Here is a 16,076-nt window from a genome sequence, read left to right as displayed (position 1 = left end):
AGGTAACCATCTGGGCAGATACCGGTTTTCAAGGTATAGATAAACAGCATCCTAATACACAAATCCCAAAAAAAGGAACTCGAAAAAGACCTTTATCGCCTGAACAAAAACAAGAAAATAAAATAATCTCGGGCATCCGTATTACAGTTGAACACGCCATCGCGGGTATCAAGCGCCTCGGTTGCATGACCCAAATTTTACGGAATCGTAGACCCTTTATTGATGATACCTTCTTACTCCTTAGCGCAGGTCTTTGGAATTTCCATCTCAGAACAGCGTAAAATTTACTTCAATCACCGAAACACCCTTATTTCACTATTAAGCAACACGCTTTATGTATGACCAAGGATTTACTTTGTTGCATTTCGTTTGGGAATTGGCGATGAAGAAAAACATATTGATTGGATAGAAACGCAATTAGATTTGATAGCAAACATAGGCCTAAAAAATTACCTACAATCTCAGCTGGGTGAATAGACATGATTTAATTGGTATTTATTGATTAAAATTTTAACAAATATTATTGCATAAGATTTTTATAAATAAATTTTATGCAATTTTTTTATCTACGGCTTGCTCTTATCCTGAAATTACGTATAATGGACGGGCTCTTTAATTCAAGAGCCTCGCCGTAAAGGCTAGTAAGCAGTAAAACTGCGTTAAAAAAAACAATACCTCCGATTTGGAGGTTATTATGAGAATGATTACACTCCCCTATCAATCGAAATGGGTGCGAGGAGTAATTTTATACGTTTATAAATAGTTGGAGCTCTGGTCTCATGCAGAACCAAAGAATCCGTATCCGCCTGAAAGCCTTTGATCATCGTTTAATTGATCAATCAACTGCGGAAATCGTTGAAACTGCTAAGCGCACTGGCGCTCAAGTACGTGGTCCGATCCCGTTACCTACACGTAAAGAACGTTTTACCGTTCTGATTTCGCCGCATGTTAATAAAGATGCACGTGATCAGTACGAAATTCGTACTCATAAGCGTCTGGTTGACATCGTTGAGCCAACTGAGAAAACCGTTGATGCTCTGATGCGTCTGGATCTGGCTGCCGGTGTAGATGTGCAGATCAGCCTGGGTTAATCAGGTCATTGCGCGATTGAGAGGTTGAAACAATGATTGGTTTAGTCGGGAAGAAAGTAGGAATGACACGTATCTTCACTGAAGATGGTGTTTCTATTCCTGTAACTGTTATCGAAATTGAAAATAACCGAGTGACTCAGGTTAAGAGCCTGGAAACCGATGGTTATAATGCAATTCAGGTTACTACCGGTAGCAAAAAAGCAAACCGTGTAAAGAAACCTGAAGCTGGGCATTTTGCTAAAGCTGGTGTTGAAGCTGGCCGTATCCTACGTGAATTTCGTTTGAGTGAAAACGAAGAGTTTACTGTAGGTCAAAGCATTAGTGTTGAAATTTTTGCTGACGTCAAGAAAGTCGATGTTACTGGTACCTCCAAAGGTAAGGGTTTTGCTGGTACGGTTAAACGCTGGAATTTTCGCACTCAGGACGCTACTCATGGTAACTCCTTGTCACACCGTGTTCCGGGTTCTATTGGTCAAAACCAGACTCCGGGTAAGGTATTTAAAGGCAAGAAAATGGCAGGCCAATTGGGTAATGAACGTGTAACTGTTCAAAGTCTGGATGTAGTACGCGTTGACGCTGAACGTAATCTGCTGTTGGTCAAGGGTGCTGTTCCAGGTGCAACTGGTAGCAACCTGATTGTAAAACCAGCTGTTAAGGCGTAACGTCGAGGAGATAGGAATGGAATTGGTAATGAAAGACGCGCAAAGCGCGCTGACTGTTTCCGAAACTACCTTCGGGCGTGATTTCAATGAAGCGCTTGTGCATCAAGTAGTTGTTGCGTATGCAGCTGGTGCTCGTCAAGGTACTCGTGCTCAGAAAACTCGTGCTGAGGTTTCAGGTTCTGGTAAAAAGCCATGGCGTCAAAAAGGTACTGGTCGTGCACGTGCTGGTTCAGTTAAGAGCCCAATTTGGCGCTCTGGTGGTGTCACTTTCGCAGCGAGACCACAGGACCACAGTCAAAAAGTAAATAAAAAGATGTACCGCGGTGCTTTGAAAAGCATCTTGTCTGAATTGGTACGTCAGGATCGTCTAATTGTTGTCGAGAAATTTGCACTGGAAGCGCCGAAAACTAAGCTTCTGGTACAAAAATTAAAGGAAATGGCGCTGTATGATGTATTGATCGTCACGAATGAGGTTGATGAAAACTTGTTTTTAGCAGCCCGTAACTTATATAAAGTTGATGTTCGCGATGCAATCGGTATCGATCCTGTTAGCCTAATTGCCTTCGACAAAGTAGTTATGACTGCTGATGCTGTGAAGCAAATTGAGGAGATACTAGCATGATCCGTGAAGAACGTCTGCTAAAAGTACTACGTGCGCCGCATGTCTCTGAAAAAGCTTCTACAGCGATGGAAAAAAGTAACACCATCGTGCTTAAAGTAGCGAAAGATGCGACTAAAGCAGAGATTAAGGCTGCCGTACAGAAACTGTTCGAAGTTGAAGTCAAAGGTGTAAATACTTTACTAGTTAAAGGCAAAACCAAACGCCCCGGTCAGCGAATTGGTCGTCGTAGCGACTGGAAAAAAGCTTACGTCACTCTGAAAGAAGGCCAGAATCTGGACTTCATCGGTGGTGCAGAGTAAGTCGGAGGAGTAAAGAACAATGGCAGTTGTTAAATGTAAACCTACGTCTCCGGGCCGTCGCCACGTAGTTAAAGTGGTTAACCCTGAGCTGCATAAGGGTAAACCTTATGCTCCGTTGCTAGAAAAAAGCAACAAAACCGGTGGACGTAACAATAATGGCCGTATTACTACGCGTCATATTGGTGGTGGTCACAAACAGCATTATCGTCTAATTGACTTTAAACGCAATAGAGATGGTATTGCTGCTACTGTTGAGCGTCTGGAATATGATCCAAATCGTTCGGCGAATATTGCATTAATTCTCTATAAAGATGGAGAGCGTCGCTATATTCTGGCACCAAAAGGCTTAAAAGCCGGAGACCAAATTCAGTCTGGTGCAGATGCAGCAATTAAAGCAGGTAATGCTTTACCTATGCGTAATATTCCTGTCGGTTCAACGGTTCATAATGTTGAGCTTAAACCGGGTAAAGGTGGTCAGCTGGCGCGTTCAGCCGGTGCTTATGTGCAAATCGTTGCACGCGATGGTAGTTATGTAACTATCCGTTTGCGTTCTGGCGAAATGCGTAAAGTACTTTCTGAGTGTCGTGCGACATTAGGTGAAGTTGGTAATGAGGAGCATATGCTGCGTGTTCTGGGTAAAGCTGGTGCTAGCCGCTGGCGTGGAATTCGCCCTACCGTTCGTGGTACAGCGATGAACCCAGTAGACCATCCACATGGTGGTGGTGAAGGTCGTAACTTTGGTAAACACCCAGTAACACCTTGGGGCGTTCAGACCAAAGGTAAAAAGACCCGTAGCAATAAGCGTACTGATAAATATATCGTACGTCAACGTTCTAAAAAATAATTAGAGGATAAACCATGCCACGTTCTCTCAAGAAAGGTCCTTTTATTGACCTGCACTTGCTGAAGAAGGTAGAGAAAGCGGTGGAAAGCGGAGACAAAAAGCCTCTCAAGACTTGGTCCCGTCGTTCAACGATCTTTCCTAACATGATCGGTTTGACCATCGCTATCCATAATGGTCGTCAGCATGTTCCAGTTTTTGTTACCGACGAAATGGTTGGTCATAAACTGGGTGAATTCGCGCCGACCCGTACTTATCGCGGCCATGCGGCCGATAAAAAGGCCAAGAAACGTTAAGGTAGGAGGAAGAGATGGAAACTATCGCTATGCATCGCCACGCTCGTTCTTCTGCTCAGAAGGTTCGTTTAGTGGCTGATCTGATTCGCGGTAAGAAAGTGTCGCAAGCTCTAGAAATTCTGAACTATACCAACAAGAAAGCTGCTGGTTTAGTGAAGAAAGTACTTGAGTCTGCTATCGCTAACGCCGAGCACAACGATGGTGCTGATATTGATGACTTAAAAGTGACGAAAATTTTCGTTAACGAAGGTCCAACTATGAAACGCATCATGCCTCGCGCGAAAGGCCGTGCAGATCGTATTTTGAAGCGCACCAGCCACATTACTGTGGTTGTGTCCGATCGCTGAGACTCTGGAGACTAGCAATGGGTCAGAAAGTACATCCTAATGGTATTCGCCTGGGTATTGTCAAACCTTGGAACTCTACTTGGTATGCGAATACAAAAGAATTCGCTGACAACCTAGACAGCGATTTTAAAGTACGCCAGTATCTGAATAAAGAACTGGCAAAGGCATCTATTTCACGTATCGTTATCGAACGTCCTGCGAAGAGCATCCGTGTAACTATTCACACTGCTCGTCCCGGTATCGTTATCGGTAAAAAAGGTGAAGATGTCGAGAAACTGCGTAAAACAGTAGCAGATATTGCTGGTGTTCCTGCGCAAATCAATGTTGCTGAAGTACGCAAGCCTGAACTGGATGCTAAATTAGTTGCTGATAGTATCGCTTCACAGCTGGAACGTCGTGTTATGTTCCGTCGAGCTATGAAACGAGCGGTACAGAATGCTATGCGTCTAGGTGCAAAAGGCATAAAAGTGGAAGTCAGTGGTCGTTTAGGCGGCGCTGAAATTGCACGTACTGAGTGGTATCGTGAAGGCCGTGTGCCATTGCACACCTTGCGTGCTGATATCGATTATAACACTGCAGAAGCGCACACTACTTATGGGGTACTCGGCGTTAAGGTATGGATCTTCAAAGGTGAGATTCTGGGTGGTATGGCTGCTGTTGAACAGGTAGAGAAACCTACAGTTCAACCTAAAAAGCAGCAGCGTAAAGGCCGCAAGGAGAGTCGCTGATGTTACAACCAAAGCGTACGAAATTCCGTAAAATGCATAAAGGCCGCAATCGTGGTCTGGCTGCAGGTACGGATGTTAGCTTCGGCACTTTCGGTCTGAAGGCAGTGGGTCGTGGACGTCTGACTGCACGTCAGATTGAAGCGGCACGCCGTGCCATGACCCGTGCAGTTAAGCGTCAGGGTAAAATCTGGATCCGTGTGTTTCCAGATAAACCTATTACTGAAAAGCCACTTGAAGTGCGTATGGGTAAAGGTAAAGGTAACGTAGAGTATTGGGTTGCCTTGATCCAACCTGGTAAAGTTCTTTATGAAATGGACGGTGTTCCAGAAGAGCTAGCTCGTGAAGCATTCAAGTTGGCAGCAGCAAAACTGCCTATCAAAACCACCTTTGTAACTAAGACGGTGATGTAATGAAAGCAAAAGGGCTGCGCGAAAAAAGCGTTGAAGAGTTGGACACTGAACTGCTTAACCTGCTACGTGAGCAATTTAACTTGAGTATGCAGGCAGCAAGTGGACAGCTGCAACAGTCTCACCTGTTGAAACAAGTACGTCGTGATATTGCACGCGTTAAGACTTTATTGACTGAAAAGGCGGGTGCGTAATGAGCGATAAAATCCGTACTTTGCAAGGTCGTGTAACTAGCGATAAAATGGAGAAATCTATTGTCGTTGCTATTGAGCGTATGGTAAAACATCCTTTATATGGTAAGTTTATCCGTCGTACGACCAAATTGCATGTACATGACGAGAATAATGAATGTGGTATCGGTGATCTAGTGGAAATCCGTGAAACCCGCCCACTGTCCAAAACAAAGTCATGGACACTTGTTCGCGTTGTAGAAAAAGCTGTTCTGTAATAGGATAGCCATTTCATAATAGAATAAGCGGCTCTTAATAAAGCGGCCGTTTATTTTTTCTGTCCATATTGATGTTGTGGTGTTATAATGCTGCGCCCTCATGTATGGGTAATTGTACTGCCTCTTCAATTTATATAAGAAGCGGCTTAGTTGTAGTTGACATTTAGCGGAGCACTAAAATGATCCAAGAACAGACTATGCTAAACGTAGCCGACAACTCCGGCGCACGTCGCGTAATGTGTATCAAGGTTCTAGGTGGCTCGCACCGTCGCTACGCAGATGTAGGTGATATCATCAAAATTACTGTTAAAGAAGCAATTCCACGCGGTAAAGTGAAAAAAGGTGATGTCCTGAAAGCGGTAGTGGTGCGCACCAAGAAGGGTGTTCGTCGCCCTGACGGTTCTGTCATTCGCTTCGATGGCAATGCTTGTGTGTTGTTAAACAATACAAGTGAGCAAGTTATCGGTACGCGTATTTTTGGGCCGGTAACTCGTGAACTTCGTACTGAGAAGTTTATGAAAATTATCTCTCTGGCACCAGAAGTACTCTAAGGAGCGGGCACAATGGCAGCGAAAATCCGTCGTGATGACGAAGTTATCGTGTTAGCTGGTAAAGATAAAGGCAAACGCGGTAAAGTAAAACAGGTTCTTTCTTCTGGTAAAGTCATTGTTGAAGGGATTAATCTGGTTAAGAAACATCAGAAGCCTGTTCCGGCTCTGAGTCAACCAGGTGGCATCGTCGAAAAAGAAGCAGCAATTGATGTTTCTAACGTTGCAATCTTTAATGTGACAACTGGCAAGGCTGACCGAGTAGGTTTTAGAATTGAAGATGGCAAAAAAGTGCGTTTCTTCAAATCTAACAGTGAAACTATTAAGTAACTTTTGGAGTATACGATGGCGAAACTGCATGATTACTATAAAGACGAGGTAGTCCAAAAGCTGATGACTCAGTTTGGCTACAATTCTGTCATGCAAGTCCCTCGGGTCGAGAAGATCACCCTGAATATGGGTGTTGGTGAAGCTGTTGCCGATAAAAAGCTGCTTGATAATGCAGCTGCTGATTTAGCGGCAATAACAGGGCAAAAACCATTTATCACCAAAGCGCGCAAATCTGTTGCAGGCTTCAAAATCCGTCAGGGCTATCCAATCGGCTGTAAAGTGACCCTGCGTGGCGAACGTATGCGGGAATTCTTTGAGCGTCTGATTTTTATTGCTGTACCACGTATCCGTGATTTCCGTGGTTTATCCACTAAATCATTTGATGGTCGCGGTAACTACAGCATGGGTGTACGTGAACAAATCATCTTTCCTGAAATCGATTATGATAAAGTGGATCGTGTACGTGGTTTAGATATTACTATCACCACTAGTGCGAAATCAGATGATGAAGGTCTTGCACTGTTGATGGCGTTTAACTTTCCGTTCCGTAAGTAAGGCAGGGTATTCATGGCTAAACAATCAATGAAAGCACGTGATGTAAAACGTGCAAAATTAGCTGAAAAATTCTTTGCAAAACGCACAGAATTGAAAGCTATTATTTCTGATGTGAATACATCTGATGAAGATCGTTGGAATGCTGTTCTTAAGCTGCAAACGCTACCACGTGATTCCAGCCCTTCTCGTCGGCGTAACCGCTGTCGTCAAACTGGGCGTCCGCATGGTTTTCTGCGGAAATTTGGTCTAAGCCGTATTAAAGTCCGTGAATCCGCTATGCGCGGTGAAATCCCGGGTCTTAAAAAGGCTAGCTGGTAATTATCACCAATTGAATCACGGGAGTAAAGACAGATGAGCATGCAAGATCCCATCGCGGATATGCTAACCCGTATCCGTAACGGTCAGGCCGCTAATAAAGCTGCGGTCAACATGCCTTCCGCTAAGCTAAAAGTAGCGATTGCTACAGTGCTTAAGGAAGAAGGTTATATCGAAGATTATAAAATTGAAGGCGACATCAAGCCAACATTGGAAATTACATTTAAATATTTCCAAGGCAAGGCTGTTGTAGAAAGCATTCAGCGTGTAAGCCGCCCAAGTTTGCGCATCTATAAGAAAAAAGATAAGCTACCACAGGTTATGGCTGGTTTAGGCATTGCGATTATTTCTACTTCTAAAGGTGTCATGACTGATCGTGCAGCTCGCCAAGCAGGTTTAGGTGGCGAAATTCTCTGCTACGTAGCTTAATTCGGGAGGAAAGAATGTCTCGTGTGGCAAAAGCACCTGTCGTCATTCCTGCCGGCGTAGAAGTTAAACTTGACGGTCAGGATATAGCGATTAAAGGTAAAAATGGCAAGCTTACTCGTACAATCCATAAAGCTGTTGAAGTCAAACATGCTGATAATCAATTAACGTTTGCAGCTCGTGAAGGTTTTGCTGATGCATCGGCGCAAGCGGGTACGACGCGTTCTTTATTGAATGCAATGGTTATTGGTGTTACCGAAGGCTTCACTAAGAAACTTCAGCTGGTTGGTGTCGGTTATCGTGCAGCTATTAAAGGCAATACTGTAAGTTTGTCCTTAGGTTTCTCTCATCCGGTAGAGCATGAACTGCCAGCAGGTATTACTGCAAAATGTCCTTCACAGACTGAAATTGTGTTGGAAGGAGCAGATAAACAGGCAATTGGCCAAGTTGCAGCAGAATTGCGTGCTTACCGTCGTCCTGAACCTTATAAAGGTAAAGGTGTTTGTTACGCCGATGAAATCGTGCGTACTAAAGAGGCTAAGAAGAAGTAAGGTAACACTATGGATAAGAAAGTAGCTCGTATCCGTCGTGCGACCCGCGCACGCCGCAAACTACATGAACTGGGTGCAACGCGCTTGGTGGTACACCGTACCCCTCGACATATTTATGCGCAGGTTATTGCACCAAACGGTTCTGAAACTTTGGTGGTTGCTTCTACTACAGAAAAAACTATCAATGGGCAAGTAAAGTACACAGGAAACAAAGAAGCAGCAGCAGCAGTTGGTAAATTAATTGCTGAGCGCGCGTTGGAAAAAGGCATCAAAGAAGTTGCTTTTGACCGTTCTGGTTTCCAATATCATGGTCGAGTCCAGGCACTGGCAGATGCTGCCCGTGAAGCTGGCCTTCAGTTCTAAGGTAGAGGTGTAAGATGGCTCACATCGAGAAACAAGCTGGCGAACTGCAGGAAAAGCTGATCGCGGTAAATCGTGTAGCAAAAACCGTCAAAGGTGGCCGTATTTTTAGTTTTACAGCACTAACTGTCGTTGGTGATGGTAACGGTCGTGTTGGTTTTGGCTACGGTAAGGCACGCGAAGTTCCGGCAGCAATCCAGAAAGCGATGGAAAAAGCCCGTCGCAATATGAAAAACGTCGCTCTCAATAATGGTACTTTGTATCATCCTGTAAAAGGTGCTCACACAGGTTCTCGTGTGTTTATGCAACCTGCTTATGAAGGTACGGGTATCATCGCAGGCGGTGCAATGCGTGCTGTTTTGGAAGTCGCGGGTGTTCATAACGTACTGGCTAAAACCTATGGTTCCACGAACCCAATTAATGTTGTTCGTGCAACGCTGGATGCTTTAGACAGTATGAAGTCTCCAGAAATGGTCGCAGCTAAGCGTGGTAAATCCGTCGAAGAAATTCTGGGGTAATGGACCATGGCTAAGACTATTAAAATTACACAATTTCGCAGTACTATTGGTCGTTTGCCAAAGCATAAGGCAACCATGATCGGTTTAGGTCTGCGTCGTATCGGTCATACTGTAGAACGTGAAGATACACCAGCGATCCGCGGCATGATCAATTTGGTTTCCTACATGGTTAAAGTTGAGGAGTAACAGATGCGCTTAAATACTCTGTCTCCAGCTGAAGGTGCTAAACAAGCACCTAAACGCGTAGGTCGCGGTATTGGTTCCGGTTTAGGTAAAACTGGCGGACGTGGTCATAAAGGTCAGAAGTCTCGTTCTGGCGGTGGCGTACGTCGTGGTTTTGAAGGCGGTCAGATGCCTCTATATCGTCGTTTACCAAAATTTGGTTTTACTTCACGTAAGGCAATGATTACTGCAGAAGTTCGTTTGTCAGACTTTGCTAAAGTTGAAGGCGATGTCATTGATCTGAATACGCTGAAAGCTGCTAATATAGTTGGCATTCAAATAGAATATGCGAAAGTTATTCTTTCTGGTGAAGTTAATCGTCCAGTAACTGTGCGTGGTCTTCGTGTAACAAAAGGTGCACGGACTGCAATTGAAGCGGCTGGCGGTAAAATCGAGGAATAAGTTACAGATGGCGAAGCAACCAGGTTTAGATTTTCAAAGTGCTAAAGGTGGCATAGGCGAACTTAAACGCAGGCTTTTGTTTGTTATTGGGGCGCTGATTGTTTTCCGTATTGGTTCTTTTATTCCTATTCCTGGTATTGATGCCACTGTGCTTGCCAAATTGCTTGAACAGCAAAGAGGCACCATCATTGAAATGTTTAATATGTTCTCTGGTGGTGCACTTAGTCGTGCTTCTATCTTTGCATTGGGAATTATGCCGTATATTTCGGCATCGATTATTGCCCAATTACTGACTGTAGTTAATCCACGACTAGCAGAGATTAAGAAGGAAGGGGAAGCCGGTCGCCGTAAGATTAGTCAATATACGCGTTATGGTACTTTGGTATTAGCGATATTCCAATCTATTGGTATTGCGACAGGTTTACCAAATATGGCTGGAATGCAAGGGTTGGTAATCAATCCTGGTTTTCCGTTTTATTTCACGGCCGTTGTTAGTTTAGTGACAGGAACAATGTTTCTGATGCGGCTAGGCGAACAAATTACTGAAAGAGGTATTGGAAACGGTATCTCTATCATTATCTTTGCAGGTATAGTTGCGGGGCTCCCGCCGGCCATCGGCCATACCATTGAGCAAGTTCGGCAAGGCGATTTGCACTTCCTCCTGTTGTTGTTGATTGCAGTTTTAGTATTTGCTGTGACTTATTTTGTTGTCTTTATGGAACGTGGTCAGCGCCGCATAGTGGTTAACTACGCAAAACGTCAACAAGGTCGTCGCATTTATGCTGCACAAAGCACACATTTACCATTAAAGGTAAATATGGCAGGTGTTATTCCTGCAATTTTTGCTTCCAGTATTATACTGTTCCCAGGTACAATAGCTTCCTGGTTTGGTGATGGAACAGGTTGGGGTTGGCTGACAGCTATTTCAATGTATTTGCAGCCAGGACAACCACTTTATGTGTTACTTTATGCATCTGCAATCATCTTCTTCTGTTTCTTTTATACGGCGTTAGTTTTTAATCCGCGAGAGACAGCAGATAACCTGAAGAAGTCCGGTGCATTTGTACCAGGAATTCGTCCGGGAGAGCAAACGGCCAAGTATATTGACAAAGTAATGACACGCCTAACATTAGTAGGTGCATTGTATATTACTTTTATTTGCTTAATCCCGGAGTTCATGCGTGACGCAATGAAAGTTCCATTCTATTTTGGTGGTACTTCACTTCTAATTGTCGTCGTCGTTATTATGGACTTTATGGCTCAAGTGCAAACTCTTATGATGTCCAGTCAATATGAGTCTGCATTGAAAAAGGCAAATCTTAAAGGCAAATAATTGTCTTTAAATTAATTTGCTTAAGAAGTTACGGAGAGTAAAAATGAAAGTTCGTGCTTCAGTCAAGAAATTATGCCGTAACTGTAAAATCATTAGACGTGAAGGTATTGTTCTTGTGATTTGCAGCGTTGAACCAAGACATAAACAGCGTCAAGGTTAAGAAAAAGCATTTTTTTCTTGCAAAGTTGGGTTGAGCTGGCTAAATTAGCCAGCCAAACTTTTTATCTAAAAAAATGTATAACTGTTTGAGTATCCTGAAAGCGGGCTTTTCAGCACAGTTATGCAGTATTTAACTTTAGGAGTGCATAGTGGCCCGTATAGCAGGCATTAACATTCCTGATCAACATACCGTAATCGCATTAACATCGATTTACGGCATCGGCAAAACTCGCTCACAGTCAATCTGTGCAGCAACTGGTATTGCTGAGCATGTTAAGATCAGTGAGCTGTCTGAAGAGCAAATCGACAAGTTACGTGACGAAGTTGCTAAATACATTGTTGAAGGTGATTTGCGTCGTGAAGTTACCCTAAGCATCAAGCGCTTAATGGATCTTGGTTGTTATCGTGGTTTACGTCACCGCCGTGGTCTTCCTGTGCGTGGTCAACGTACTAAGACTAATGCGCGTACCCGTAAGGGCCCGCGTAAGCCGATCAAGAAATAGTCGGGGTATTAAATAATGGCAAAAGCACCTATTCGTGCACGTAAGCGTGTAAGAAAGCAAGTTTCAGACGGTGTGGCTCATATCCATGCTTCTTTTAACAACACAATTGTTACCATTACTGATCGTCAAGGTAATGCATTGGGTTGGGCAACCGCAGGTGGTTCTGGTTTTCGTGGTTCTCGTAAGTCTACTCCGTTTGCCGCTCAAGTTGCAGCAGAACGTTGTGCTGAGGCAGTGAAAGAGTACGGAATCAAAAACTTAGAAGTTATGGTTAAAGGACCTGGTCCTGGCCGTGAGTCAACTATCCGTGCGTTAAATGCGGCTGGTTTCCGCATTACTAACATTACTGATGTAACTCCGATCCCTCATAACGGTTGTCGTCCACCGAAGAAACGTCGTGTTTAATTACGTTGCGTTTTTAGGATTGTTGGAGAAAGAAAATGGCTAGATATTTGGGTCCTAAGCTCAAGCTGAACCGTCGCGAGGGTACAGATCTTTTTCTTAAGTCTGGCGTTCGCGCGATTGACACCAAGTGTAAATTAGAACAGGCACCAGGACAGCATGGCGCACGTAAACCGCGTCTATCTGATTATGGTGTTCAGTTACGTGAGAAACAAAAAGTTCGTCGTATTTACGGTGTTCTAGAACGTCAATTCCGTAACTATTATAAAAAAGCAACACGATTGAAAGGTAATACGGGTGAAAATTTGCTCAATTTGCTGGAAGGTCGTTTAGACAATACTGTTTATCGTATGGGCTTTGGCGCAACACGTGCGGAAGCACGTCAGATGGTTAGCCATAAAGCTATCATGGTAAATGGTCAAGTCGTTAATATTGCTTCTTATCAGGTTTCCCCGAATGACGTTATCAGCGTTCGTGAAAAAGCAAAAAAACAGTCTCGTATTAAGGCTGCTTTAGAATTTGCTGAACAGCGTGAGAAGCCAAATTGGCTTGAGGTTGATGCGGTTAAGATGGAAGGTGTGTTCAAACGTATTCCTGAACGTGCTGATCTGTCTGCTGACATTAACGAACACCTGATCGTCGAGCTTTACTCTAAGTAAAGCTTAGTACCAAAGAGAGGACACAATGCAGGGTTCTGTGACAGAGTTTCTTAAACCGCGCCTGGTTGATATCGAGCAAATTAGTTCGACGCACGCCAAGGTAACCCTTGAACCGTTAGAACGTGGCTTTGGCCATACTCTTGGTAACGCACTACGCCGTATTTTGCTTTCGTCTATGCCGGGTTGTGCTGTGACCGAGGTTGAAATTGATGGTGTACTGCATGAGTACAGCACTAAAGAATGTGTGCAGGAAGATATCCTGGAGATTCTCCTTAACCTGAAAGGGCTGGCGGTAAAAGTTCACGGTAAAGATGAAGTTATTCTGACCTTGAATAAATCTGGAATTGGCCCTGTGACTGCCGCCGATATCACCCCTAATGATGATATCGAAATCGTCAAGCCGCAACATGTTATCTGCCATCTAACTGATGAAAGCGCTGCTATTAATATGCGTATTAAAGTACAGCGTGGTCGTGGGTATGTGCCGGCTTCTGCCCGTATTCATTCGGAAGAAGATGAGCGCCCAATCGGTCGTTTGTTAGTTGATGCATGCTATAGCCCTGTAGAGCGTATTGCCTACAATGTTGAAGCGACGCGTGTAGAACAACGCACTGATTTGGATAAGCTGGTTATCGAGATGGAAACTAACGGCACAATCGATCCAGAAGAGGCGATTCGTCGAGCAGCAACTATCTTAGCTGAACAACTCGAAGCTTTCGTTGATTTACGCGATGTTGCTAAGGTTGAAGTTAAAGATGAGAAGCCAGAGTTTGATCCGATTCTGCTGCGCGCAGTTGACGATATGGAATTGACTGTCCGCTCTGCTAACTGTTTAAAAGCAGAAGCTATCCACTACATCGGTGATTTGGTTCAGCGCACTGAAGTTGAGTTGCTTAAAACGCCTAATCTTGGTAAAAAATCACTTACTGAAATTAAGGATGTTTTGGCATCAAGAGGTTTATCGCTAGGCATGCGTCTAGAAAATTGGCCTCCAGCAAGTATTGCTGATGAATGAGATCACAGGTTAAGGTTTTACTGAGAAGGATAAGGTCATGCGCCATCGTAAGAGTGGTCGTCAATTGAACCGCAATAGTAGCCATCGCCAAGCTATGTTTCGTAACATGGCTGGCTCTTTAGTTCGTCATGAGATTATCAAGACAACTTTACCAAAGGCGAAAGAGTTGCGCCGTGTCGTTGAGCCACTGATTACTCTTGCCAAGACCGATAGCGTAGCTAATCGTCGTCTGGCATTTGCCCGTACTCGTGATAATGAGATCGTGGCAAAATTATTTAATGAACTTGGACCGCGTTTCGCGACCCGTGCAGGTGGTTATACTCGTATTATGAAGTGTGGCTCCCGTGCAGGTGACAATGCGCCGATGGCTTACATCGAGCTTGTTGATCGTACTGTTGAGTCTCAATCAGAAGTAACTGCAGAATAAATTTGCAATTACATAAAAAACCGGGATTAATCCCGGTTTTTTATTATTTAAAAATTAACTTTTTGTCATTTCATAGTTTGCTATCATAGTGGATAATATTTATACATATATAAGAGGTAGTTATGTATCATATAGGTAAATTAGCTAAGTTAGCAGATGTTACAACCGATACAATTCGTTTCTATGAAAAACAAGGGCTAATGGAACGCCCTAATCGTACAGAAAGTGGTTATCGTCTTTATAGCAAAAAAGATTTACAACGTTTACGTTTTATTCGTTATGCTAAGCAGTTAGGCTTTACTTTGGAATCTATTTCAGAATTATTGTCTATTCGTATTGATCCTGCCCATCATACTTGCCAGGAATCGAAAAATATTGTAGATGCTCGCTTGCAGGAGATTGAAATTAAAATTATAGAGATGGAGAGAATGAGGAATTCATTAAAAATGCTTAGTGCGGCTTGTTGTGGTAGTAAACATGTTAGTACTGGATGTTCAATTTTAGAGATCCTCGAACAAGGCGCAAGTAAACATTAAATGATATATTCGTTTTGGATGAAAGATGTTTATTTAAAAAGTCATTGATATTGGAGAATTTGGTATGGCAAATTATCAGCATAAACGAGGCCTTATAAAGAAGAGTGCAGTAGAGGCGATACTGTATGACCCTCTGTTTAGGCAACGAATTGAAAAAAATAAAAAAGGAAAAGGGAGCTATCAAAGAAAAATAAAACATAATAAAGAGCAAACGGGTGGGTTAGTAATGCTTAATTTTAAAAATTTATTATTACTAACCCACTAGTTTTGATTATTTTTGTTTTTTTAATAAATCACGAATTTCAGTTAATAATGTGACTTCTTTAGTTGGTGCTGCTGGTGCTTCTTCTTTTTCGCGACGCAATTTATTTATAAGTTTTATCGCAATAAAAATTGCTATAGCGATGATTAGAAAATCAAAAATATTTTGAATAAATACACCATAATTCATAGTAACAGCAGGTATATTATCGTGGGCTTCCCTTAAGACAAGATGAAATTGCTTAAAATCAATACCGCCGATAAGTAATCCAAGGGGAGGCATAATAATATCTGCAACAAGAGAAGAAACAATTTTGCCAAATGCTGCACCAATAATAACACCCACAGCTAGATCAATAATGTTGCCTTTCATTGCAAATTCACGGAATTCTTTTAAAAAGCTCATAGTCCCCTCACCGTTAATCAAAATAGAACGTAAAATTTTAGGGCACCTCGAAAAACTCAAGATTTTCAATTAACCCTTGGCTTTCATTCTAAATAATTAGATTTTTTTTGATTATCACGTTACTGATTCTATCGCACATTGCCCTGGCTAGGGCCATTTGACCCATTCTGGGCGTCAGAAAGCCACGATGCACGCGCTCTGGAAGTACGCCAACCGCTTTAGGTTGTAACATGCTGCCATCATCGTCATGGCAAAATTAGCGCGCACCTGTCCAATGGTGCGGATCAGTTTTCTACCCATTTGTTCCATCGCCGCAAATGCATGTTCAACCCGTGCCCTAGTCTTTGCAATCCTGTGGTTTCGCCCTTGCTGAGTCTTGGACAACGGTTTGTTTCGATGGCCTTTAC

At 43.2% G+C, this 16,076-nt stretch carries 33 protein-coding genes and 1 pseudogene; 32 read left to right on the top strand and 2 right to left on the bottom strand.

Translation table 11 applies throughout. The features are described from left to right. The 32 genes and pseudogenes from CBG25_RS16810 to CBG25_RS16655 form a co-directional block, all read left to right on the top strand. Window positions 1-281: transposase family protein (locus CBG25_RS16810; RefSeq protein ID WP_290603775.1), on the top strand; the 281-nt coding region annotated here is incomplete at its 5' end. A 100-nt stretch (window positions 282-381) separates the two neighbouring features. After that, a pseudogene (locus CBG25_RS16805) lies at window positions 382-477 on the top strand (bacterioferritin); the annotation flags it as partial. 302 nt (window positions 478-779) lie between these two features. Next, window positions 780-1,091 (top strand): 30S ribosomal protein S10, encoded by a 312-nt coding sequence (rpsJ, locus tag CBG25_RS16800; RefSeq protein ID WP_001181005.1) that lies wholly within the window; start codon window positions 780-782, stop codon window positions 1,089-1,091. A 32-nt stretch (window positions 1,092-1,123) separates the two neighbouring features. Further along, complete coding sequence (rplC, locus tag CBG25_RS16795) at window positions 1,124-1,753, top strand: 50S ribosomal protein L3 (RefSeq protein WP_026823180.1); 630 nt, start codon at window positions 1,124-1,126, stop codon at window positions 1,751-1,753. Between the two features lie 16 nt (window positions 1,754-1,769). Next, window positions 1,770-2,375, top strand: a complete 606-nt coding sequence (rplD, locus tag CBG25_RS16790) for a 50S ribosomal protein L4 (RefSeq protein ID WP_290608063.1) — start codon at window positions 1,770-1,772, stop codon at window positions 2,373-2,375. Next, on the top strand, window positions 2,372-2,674 hold the full coding sequence (gene rplW, locus CBG25_RS16785; protein WP_290608062.1) for a 50S ribosomal protein L23: 303 nt from the start codon (window positions 2,372-2,374) through the stop codon (window positions 2,672-2,674). The genes rplD and rplW overlap by 4 nt, the downstream gene beginning before the upstream one ends. A gap of 19 nt (window positions 2,675-2,693) precedes the next feature. Continuing rightward, entirely contained in the window at window positions 2,694-3,518 is an 825-nt protein-coding gene (rplB, locus tag CBG25_RS16780) for a 50S ribosomal protein L2 (RefSeq protein ID WP_290608061.1), read from the top strand. Between the two features lie 14 nt (window positions 3,519-3,532). Continuing rightward, the gene (gene rpsS, locus CBG25_RS16775) at window positions 3,533-3,811 is read left to right on the top strand and encodes a 30S ribosomal protein S19 (RefSeq protein WP_032116386.1); all 279 of its coding nucleotides are present in this window, start codon (window positions 3,533-3,535) and stop codon (window positions 3,809-3,811) included. Between the two features lie 14 nt (window positions 3,812-3,825). Continuing rightward, entirely contained in the window at window positions 3,826-4,158 is a 333-nt protein-coding gene (rplV, locus tag CBG25_RS16770) for a 50S ribosomal protein L22 (protein WP_026823175.1), read from the top strand. 17 nt (window positions 4,159-4,175) lie between these two features. Next, window positions 4,176-4,886 carry a 30S ribosomal protein S3 gene (rpsC, locus tag CBG25_RS16765; protein ID WP_290608057.1) on the top strand — a complete coding sequence of 237 codons (711 nt, stop codon included), beginning with the start codon at window positions 4,176-4,178 and terminating at the stop codon, window positions 4,884-4,886. After that, a complete protein-coding gene (gene rplP / locus CBG25_RS16760; RefSeq protein ID WP_032116388.1) occupies window positions 4,886-5,296 on the top strand; it encodes a 50S ribosomal protein L16 in 411 nt (136 codons plus the stop codon). The genes rpsC and rplP overlap by 1 nt, the downstream gene beginning before the upstream one ends. Then, complete coding sequence (rpmC, locus tag CBG25_RS16755) at window positions 5,296-5,487, top strand: 50S ribosomal protein L29 (protein ID WP_290608054.1); 192 nt, start codon at window positions 5,296-5,298, stop codon at window positions 5,485-5,487. The genes rplP and rpmC overlap by 1 nt, the downstream gene beginning before the upstream one ends. Further along, window positions 5,487-5,741 (top strand): 30S ribosomal protein S17, encoded by a 255-nt coding sequence (gene rpsQ / locus CBG25_RS16750; protein ID WP_026823171.1) that lies wholly within the window; start codon window positions 5,487-5,489, stop codon window positions 5,739-5,741. Before rpmC ends, rpsQ begins: the two co-directional genes overlap by 1 nt. Window positions 5,742-5,920: 179 nt before the next feature. Next, complete coding sequence (gene rplN / locus CBG25_RS16745) at window positions 5,921-6,292, top strand: 50S ribosomal protein L14 (protein WP_026823170.1); 372 nt, start codon at window positions 5,921-5,923, stop codon at window positions 6,290-6,292. A gap of 12 nt (window positions 6,293-6,304) precedes the next feature. After that, complete coding sequence (gene rplX, locus CBG25_RS16740; RefSeq protein ID WP_290608051.1) at window positions 6,305-6,619, top strand: 50S ribosomal protein L24; 315 nt, start codon at window positions 6,305-6,307, stop codon at window positions 6,617-6,619. A 15-nt stretch (window positions 6,620-6,634) separates the two neighbouring features. After that, window positions 6,635-7,174 carry a 50S ribosomal protein L5 gene (gene rplE / locus CBG25_RS16735; RefSeq protein ID WP_290608049.1) on the top strand — a complete coding sequence of 180 codons (540 nt, stop codon included), beginning with the start codon at window positions 6,635-6,637 and terminating at the stop codon, window positions 7,172-7,174. 12 nt (window positions 7,175-7,186) lie between these two features. Then, window positions 7,187-7,492 (top strand): 30S ribosomal protein S14, encoded by a 306-nt coding sequence (gene rpsN / locus CBG25_RS16730; protein ID WP_026823167.1) that lies wholly within the window; start codon window positions 7,187-7,189, stop codon window positions 7,490-7,492. Window positions 7,493-7,525: 33 nt separating this feature from the next. Then, window positions 7,526-7,918, top strand: coding sequence for a 30S ribosomal protein S8 (rpsH, locus tag CBG25_RS16725; RefSeq protein ID WP_290608046.1), 393 nt, complete (start codon window positions 7,526-7,528; stop codon window positions 7,916-7,918). 14 nt (window positions 7,919-7,932) lie between these two features. Continuing rightward, the gene (rplF, locus tag CBG25_RS16720) at window positions 7,933-8,466 is read left to right on the top strand and encodes a 50S ribosomal protein L6 (protein WP_290608045.1); all 534 of its coding nucleotides are present in this window, start codon (window positions 7,933-7,935) and stop codon (window positions 8,464-8,466) included. Between the two features lie 9 nt (window positions 8,467-8,475). Continuing rightward, window positions 8,476-8,829, top strand: a complete 354-nt coding sequence (gene rplR, locus CBG25_RS16715; protein ID WP_290608044.1) for a 50S ribosomal protein L18 — start codon at window positions 8,476-8,478, stop codon at window positions 8,827-8,829. Window positions 8,830-8,843: 14 nt separating this feature from the next. After that, complete coding sequence (gene rpsE / locus CBG25_RS16710) at window positions 8,844-9,344, top strand: 30S ribosomal protein S5 (protein ID WP_032116394.1); 501 nt, start codon at window positions 8,844-8,846, stop codon at window positions 9,342-9,344. Window positions 9,345-9,350: 6 nt separating this feature from the next. Next, window positions 9,351-9,530, top strand: coding sequence for a 50S ribosomal protein L30 (rpmD, locus tag CBG25_RS16705; protein WP_290608042.1), 180 nt, complete (start codon window positions 9,351-9,353; stop codon window positions 9,528-9,530). A 3-nt stretch (window positions 9,531-9,533) separates the two neighbouring features. Further along, entirely contained in the window at window positions 9,534-9,968 is a 435-nt protein-coding gene (gene rplO, locus CBG25_RS16700; RefSeq protein ID WP_290608040.1) for a 50S ribosomal protein L15, read from the top strand. A 7-nt stretch (window positions 9,969-9,975) separates the two neighbouring features. Further along, on the top strand, window positions 9,976-11,301 hold the full coding sequence (secY, locus tag CBG25_RS16695; RefSeq protein WP_290608038.1) for a preprotein translocase subunit SecY: 1,326 nt from the start codon (window positions 9,976-9,978) through the stop codon (window positions 11,299-11,301). A gap of 43 nt (window positions 11,302-11,344) precedes the next feature. Further along, window positions 11,345-11,461, top strand: coding sequence for a 50S ribosomal protein L36 (gene rpmJ, locus CBG25_RS16690; RefSeq protein WP_290608037.1), 117 nt, complete (start codon window positions 11,345-11,347; stop codon window positions 11,459-11,461). A gap of 148 nt (window positions 11,462-11,609) precedes the next feature. Next, window positions 11,610-11,963 (top strand): 30S ribosomal protein S13, encoded by a 354-nt coding sequence (rpsM, locus tag CBG25_RS16685; protein WP_032116398.1) that lies wholly within the window; start codon window positions 11,610-11,612, stop codon window positions 11,961-11,963. A gap of 15 nt (window positions 11,964-11,978) precedes the next feature. Next, entirely contained in the window at window positions 11,979-12,368 is a 390-nt protein-coding gene (gene rpsK / locus CBG25_RS16680) for a 30S ribosomal protein S11 (RefSeq protein WP_002919257.1), read from the top strand. 35 nt (window positions 12,369-12,403) lie between these two features. Continuing rightward, window positions 12,404-13,024, top strand: coding sequence for a 30S ribosomal protein S4 (gene rpsD / locus CBG25_RS16675; RefSeq protein WP_290607998.1), 621 nt, complete (start codon window positions 12,404-12,406; stop codon window positions 13,022-13,024). Window positions 13,025-13,049: 25 nt separating this feature from the next. Next, window positions 13,050-14,039, top strand: a complete 990-nt coding sequence (rpoA, locus tag CBG25_RS16670) for a DNA-directed RNA polymerase subunit alpha (protein WP_290607996.1) — start codon at window positions 13,050-13,052, stop codon at window positions 14,037-14,039. A gap of 37 nt (window positions 14,040-14,076) precedes the next feature. Next, window positions 14,077-14,466: a 50S ribosomal protein L17 gene (gene rplQ / locus CBG25_RS16665; RefSeq protein WP_290607994.1), complete on the top strand. Its 390-nt coding sequence runs from the start codon at window positions 14,077-14,079 to the stop codon at window positions 14,464-14,466. 122 nt (window positions 14,467-14,588) lie between these two features. Further along, window positions 14,589-15,002, top strand: coding sequence for a Zn(2+)-responsive transcriptional regulator (gene zntR / locus CBG25_RS16660; protein WP_032116402.1), 414 nt, complete (start codon window positions 14,589-14,591; stop codon window positions 15,000-15,002). 64 nt (window positions 15,003-15,066) lie between these two features. Beyond that, a complete protein-coding gene (locus tag CBG25_RS16655; protein ID WP_290607991.1) occupies window positions 15,067-15,267 on the top strand; it encodes a ribosome alternative rescue factor ArfA in 201 nt (66 codons plus the stop codon). Window positions 15,268-15,273: 6 nt separating this feature from the next. Here CBG25_RS16655 and mscL read toward each other — a convergent pair whose 3' ends face one another. Both mscL and CBG25_RS16645 read right to left on the bottom strand, forming a co-directional pair. Continuing rightward, window positions 15,274-15,669, bottom strand: a complete 396-nt coding sequence (gene mscL / locus CBG25_RS16650) for a large-conductance mechanosensitive channel protein MscL (RefSeq protein ID WP_290607989.1) — start codon at window positions 15,667-15,669, stop codon at window positions 15,274-15,276. A 174-nt stretch (window positions 15,670-15,843) separates the two neighbouring features. After that, window positions 15,844-16,076: transposase (locus CBG25_RS16645; protein ID WP_290604297.1), on the bottom strand; the 233-nt coding region annotated here is incomplete at its 5' end.

Source organism: Arsenophonus sp. ENCA, assembly GCF_002287155.1.
Taxonomy (GTDB): Bacteria; Pseudomonadota; Gammaproteobacteria; order Enterobacterales; family Enterobacteriaceae; genus Arsenophonus; species Arsenophonus nilaparvatae.
Note: the sequence above shows the minus strand (reverse complement) of the source record. Positions and strands in the feature narration are given on the sequence as shown.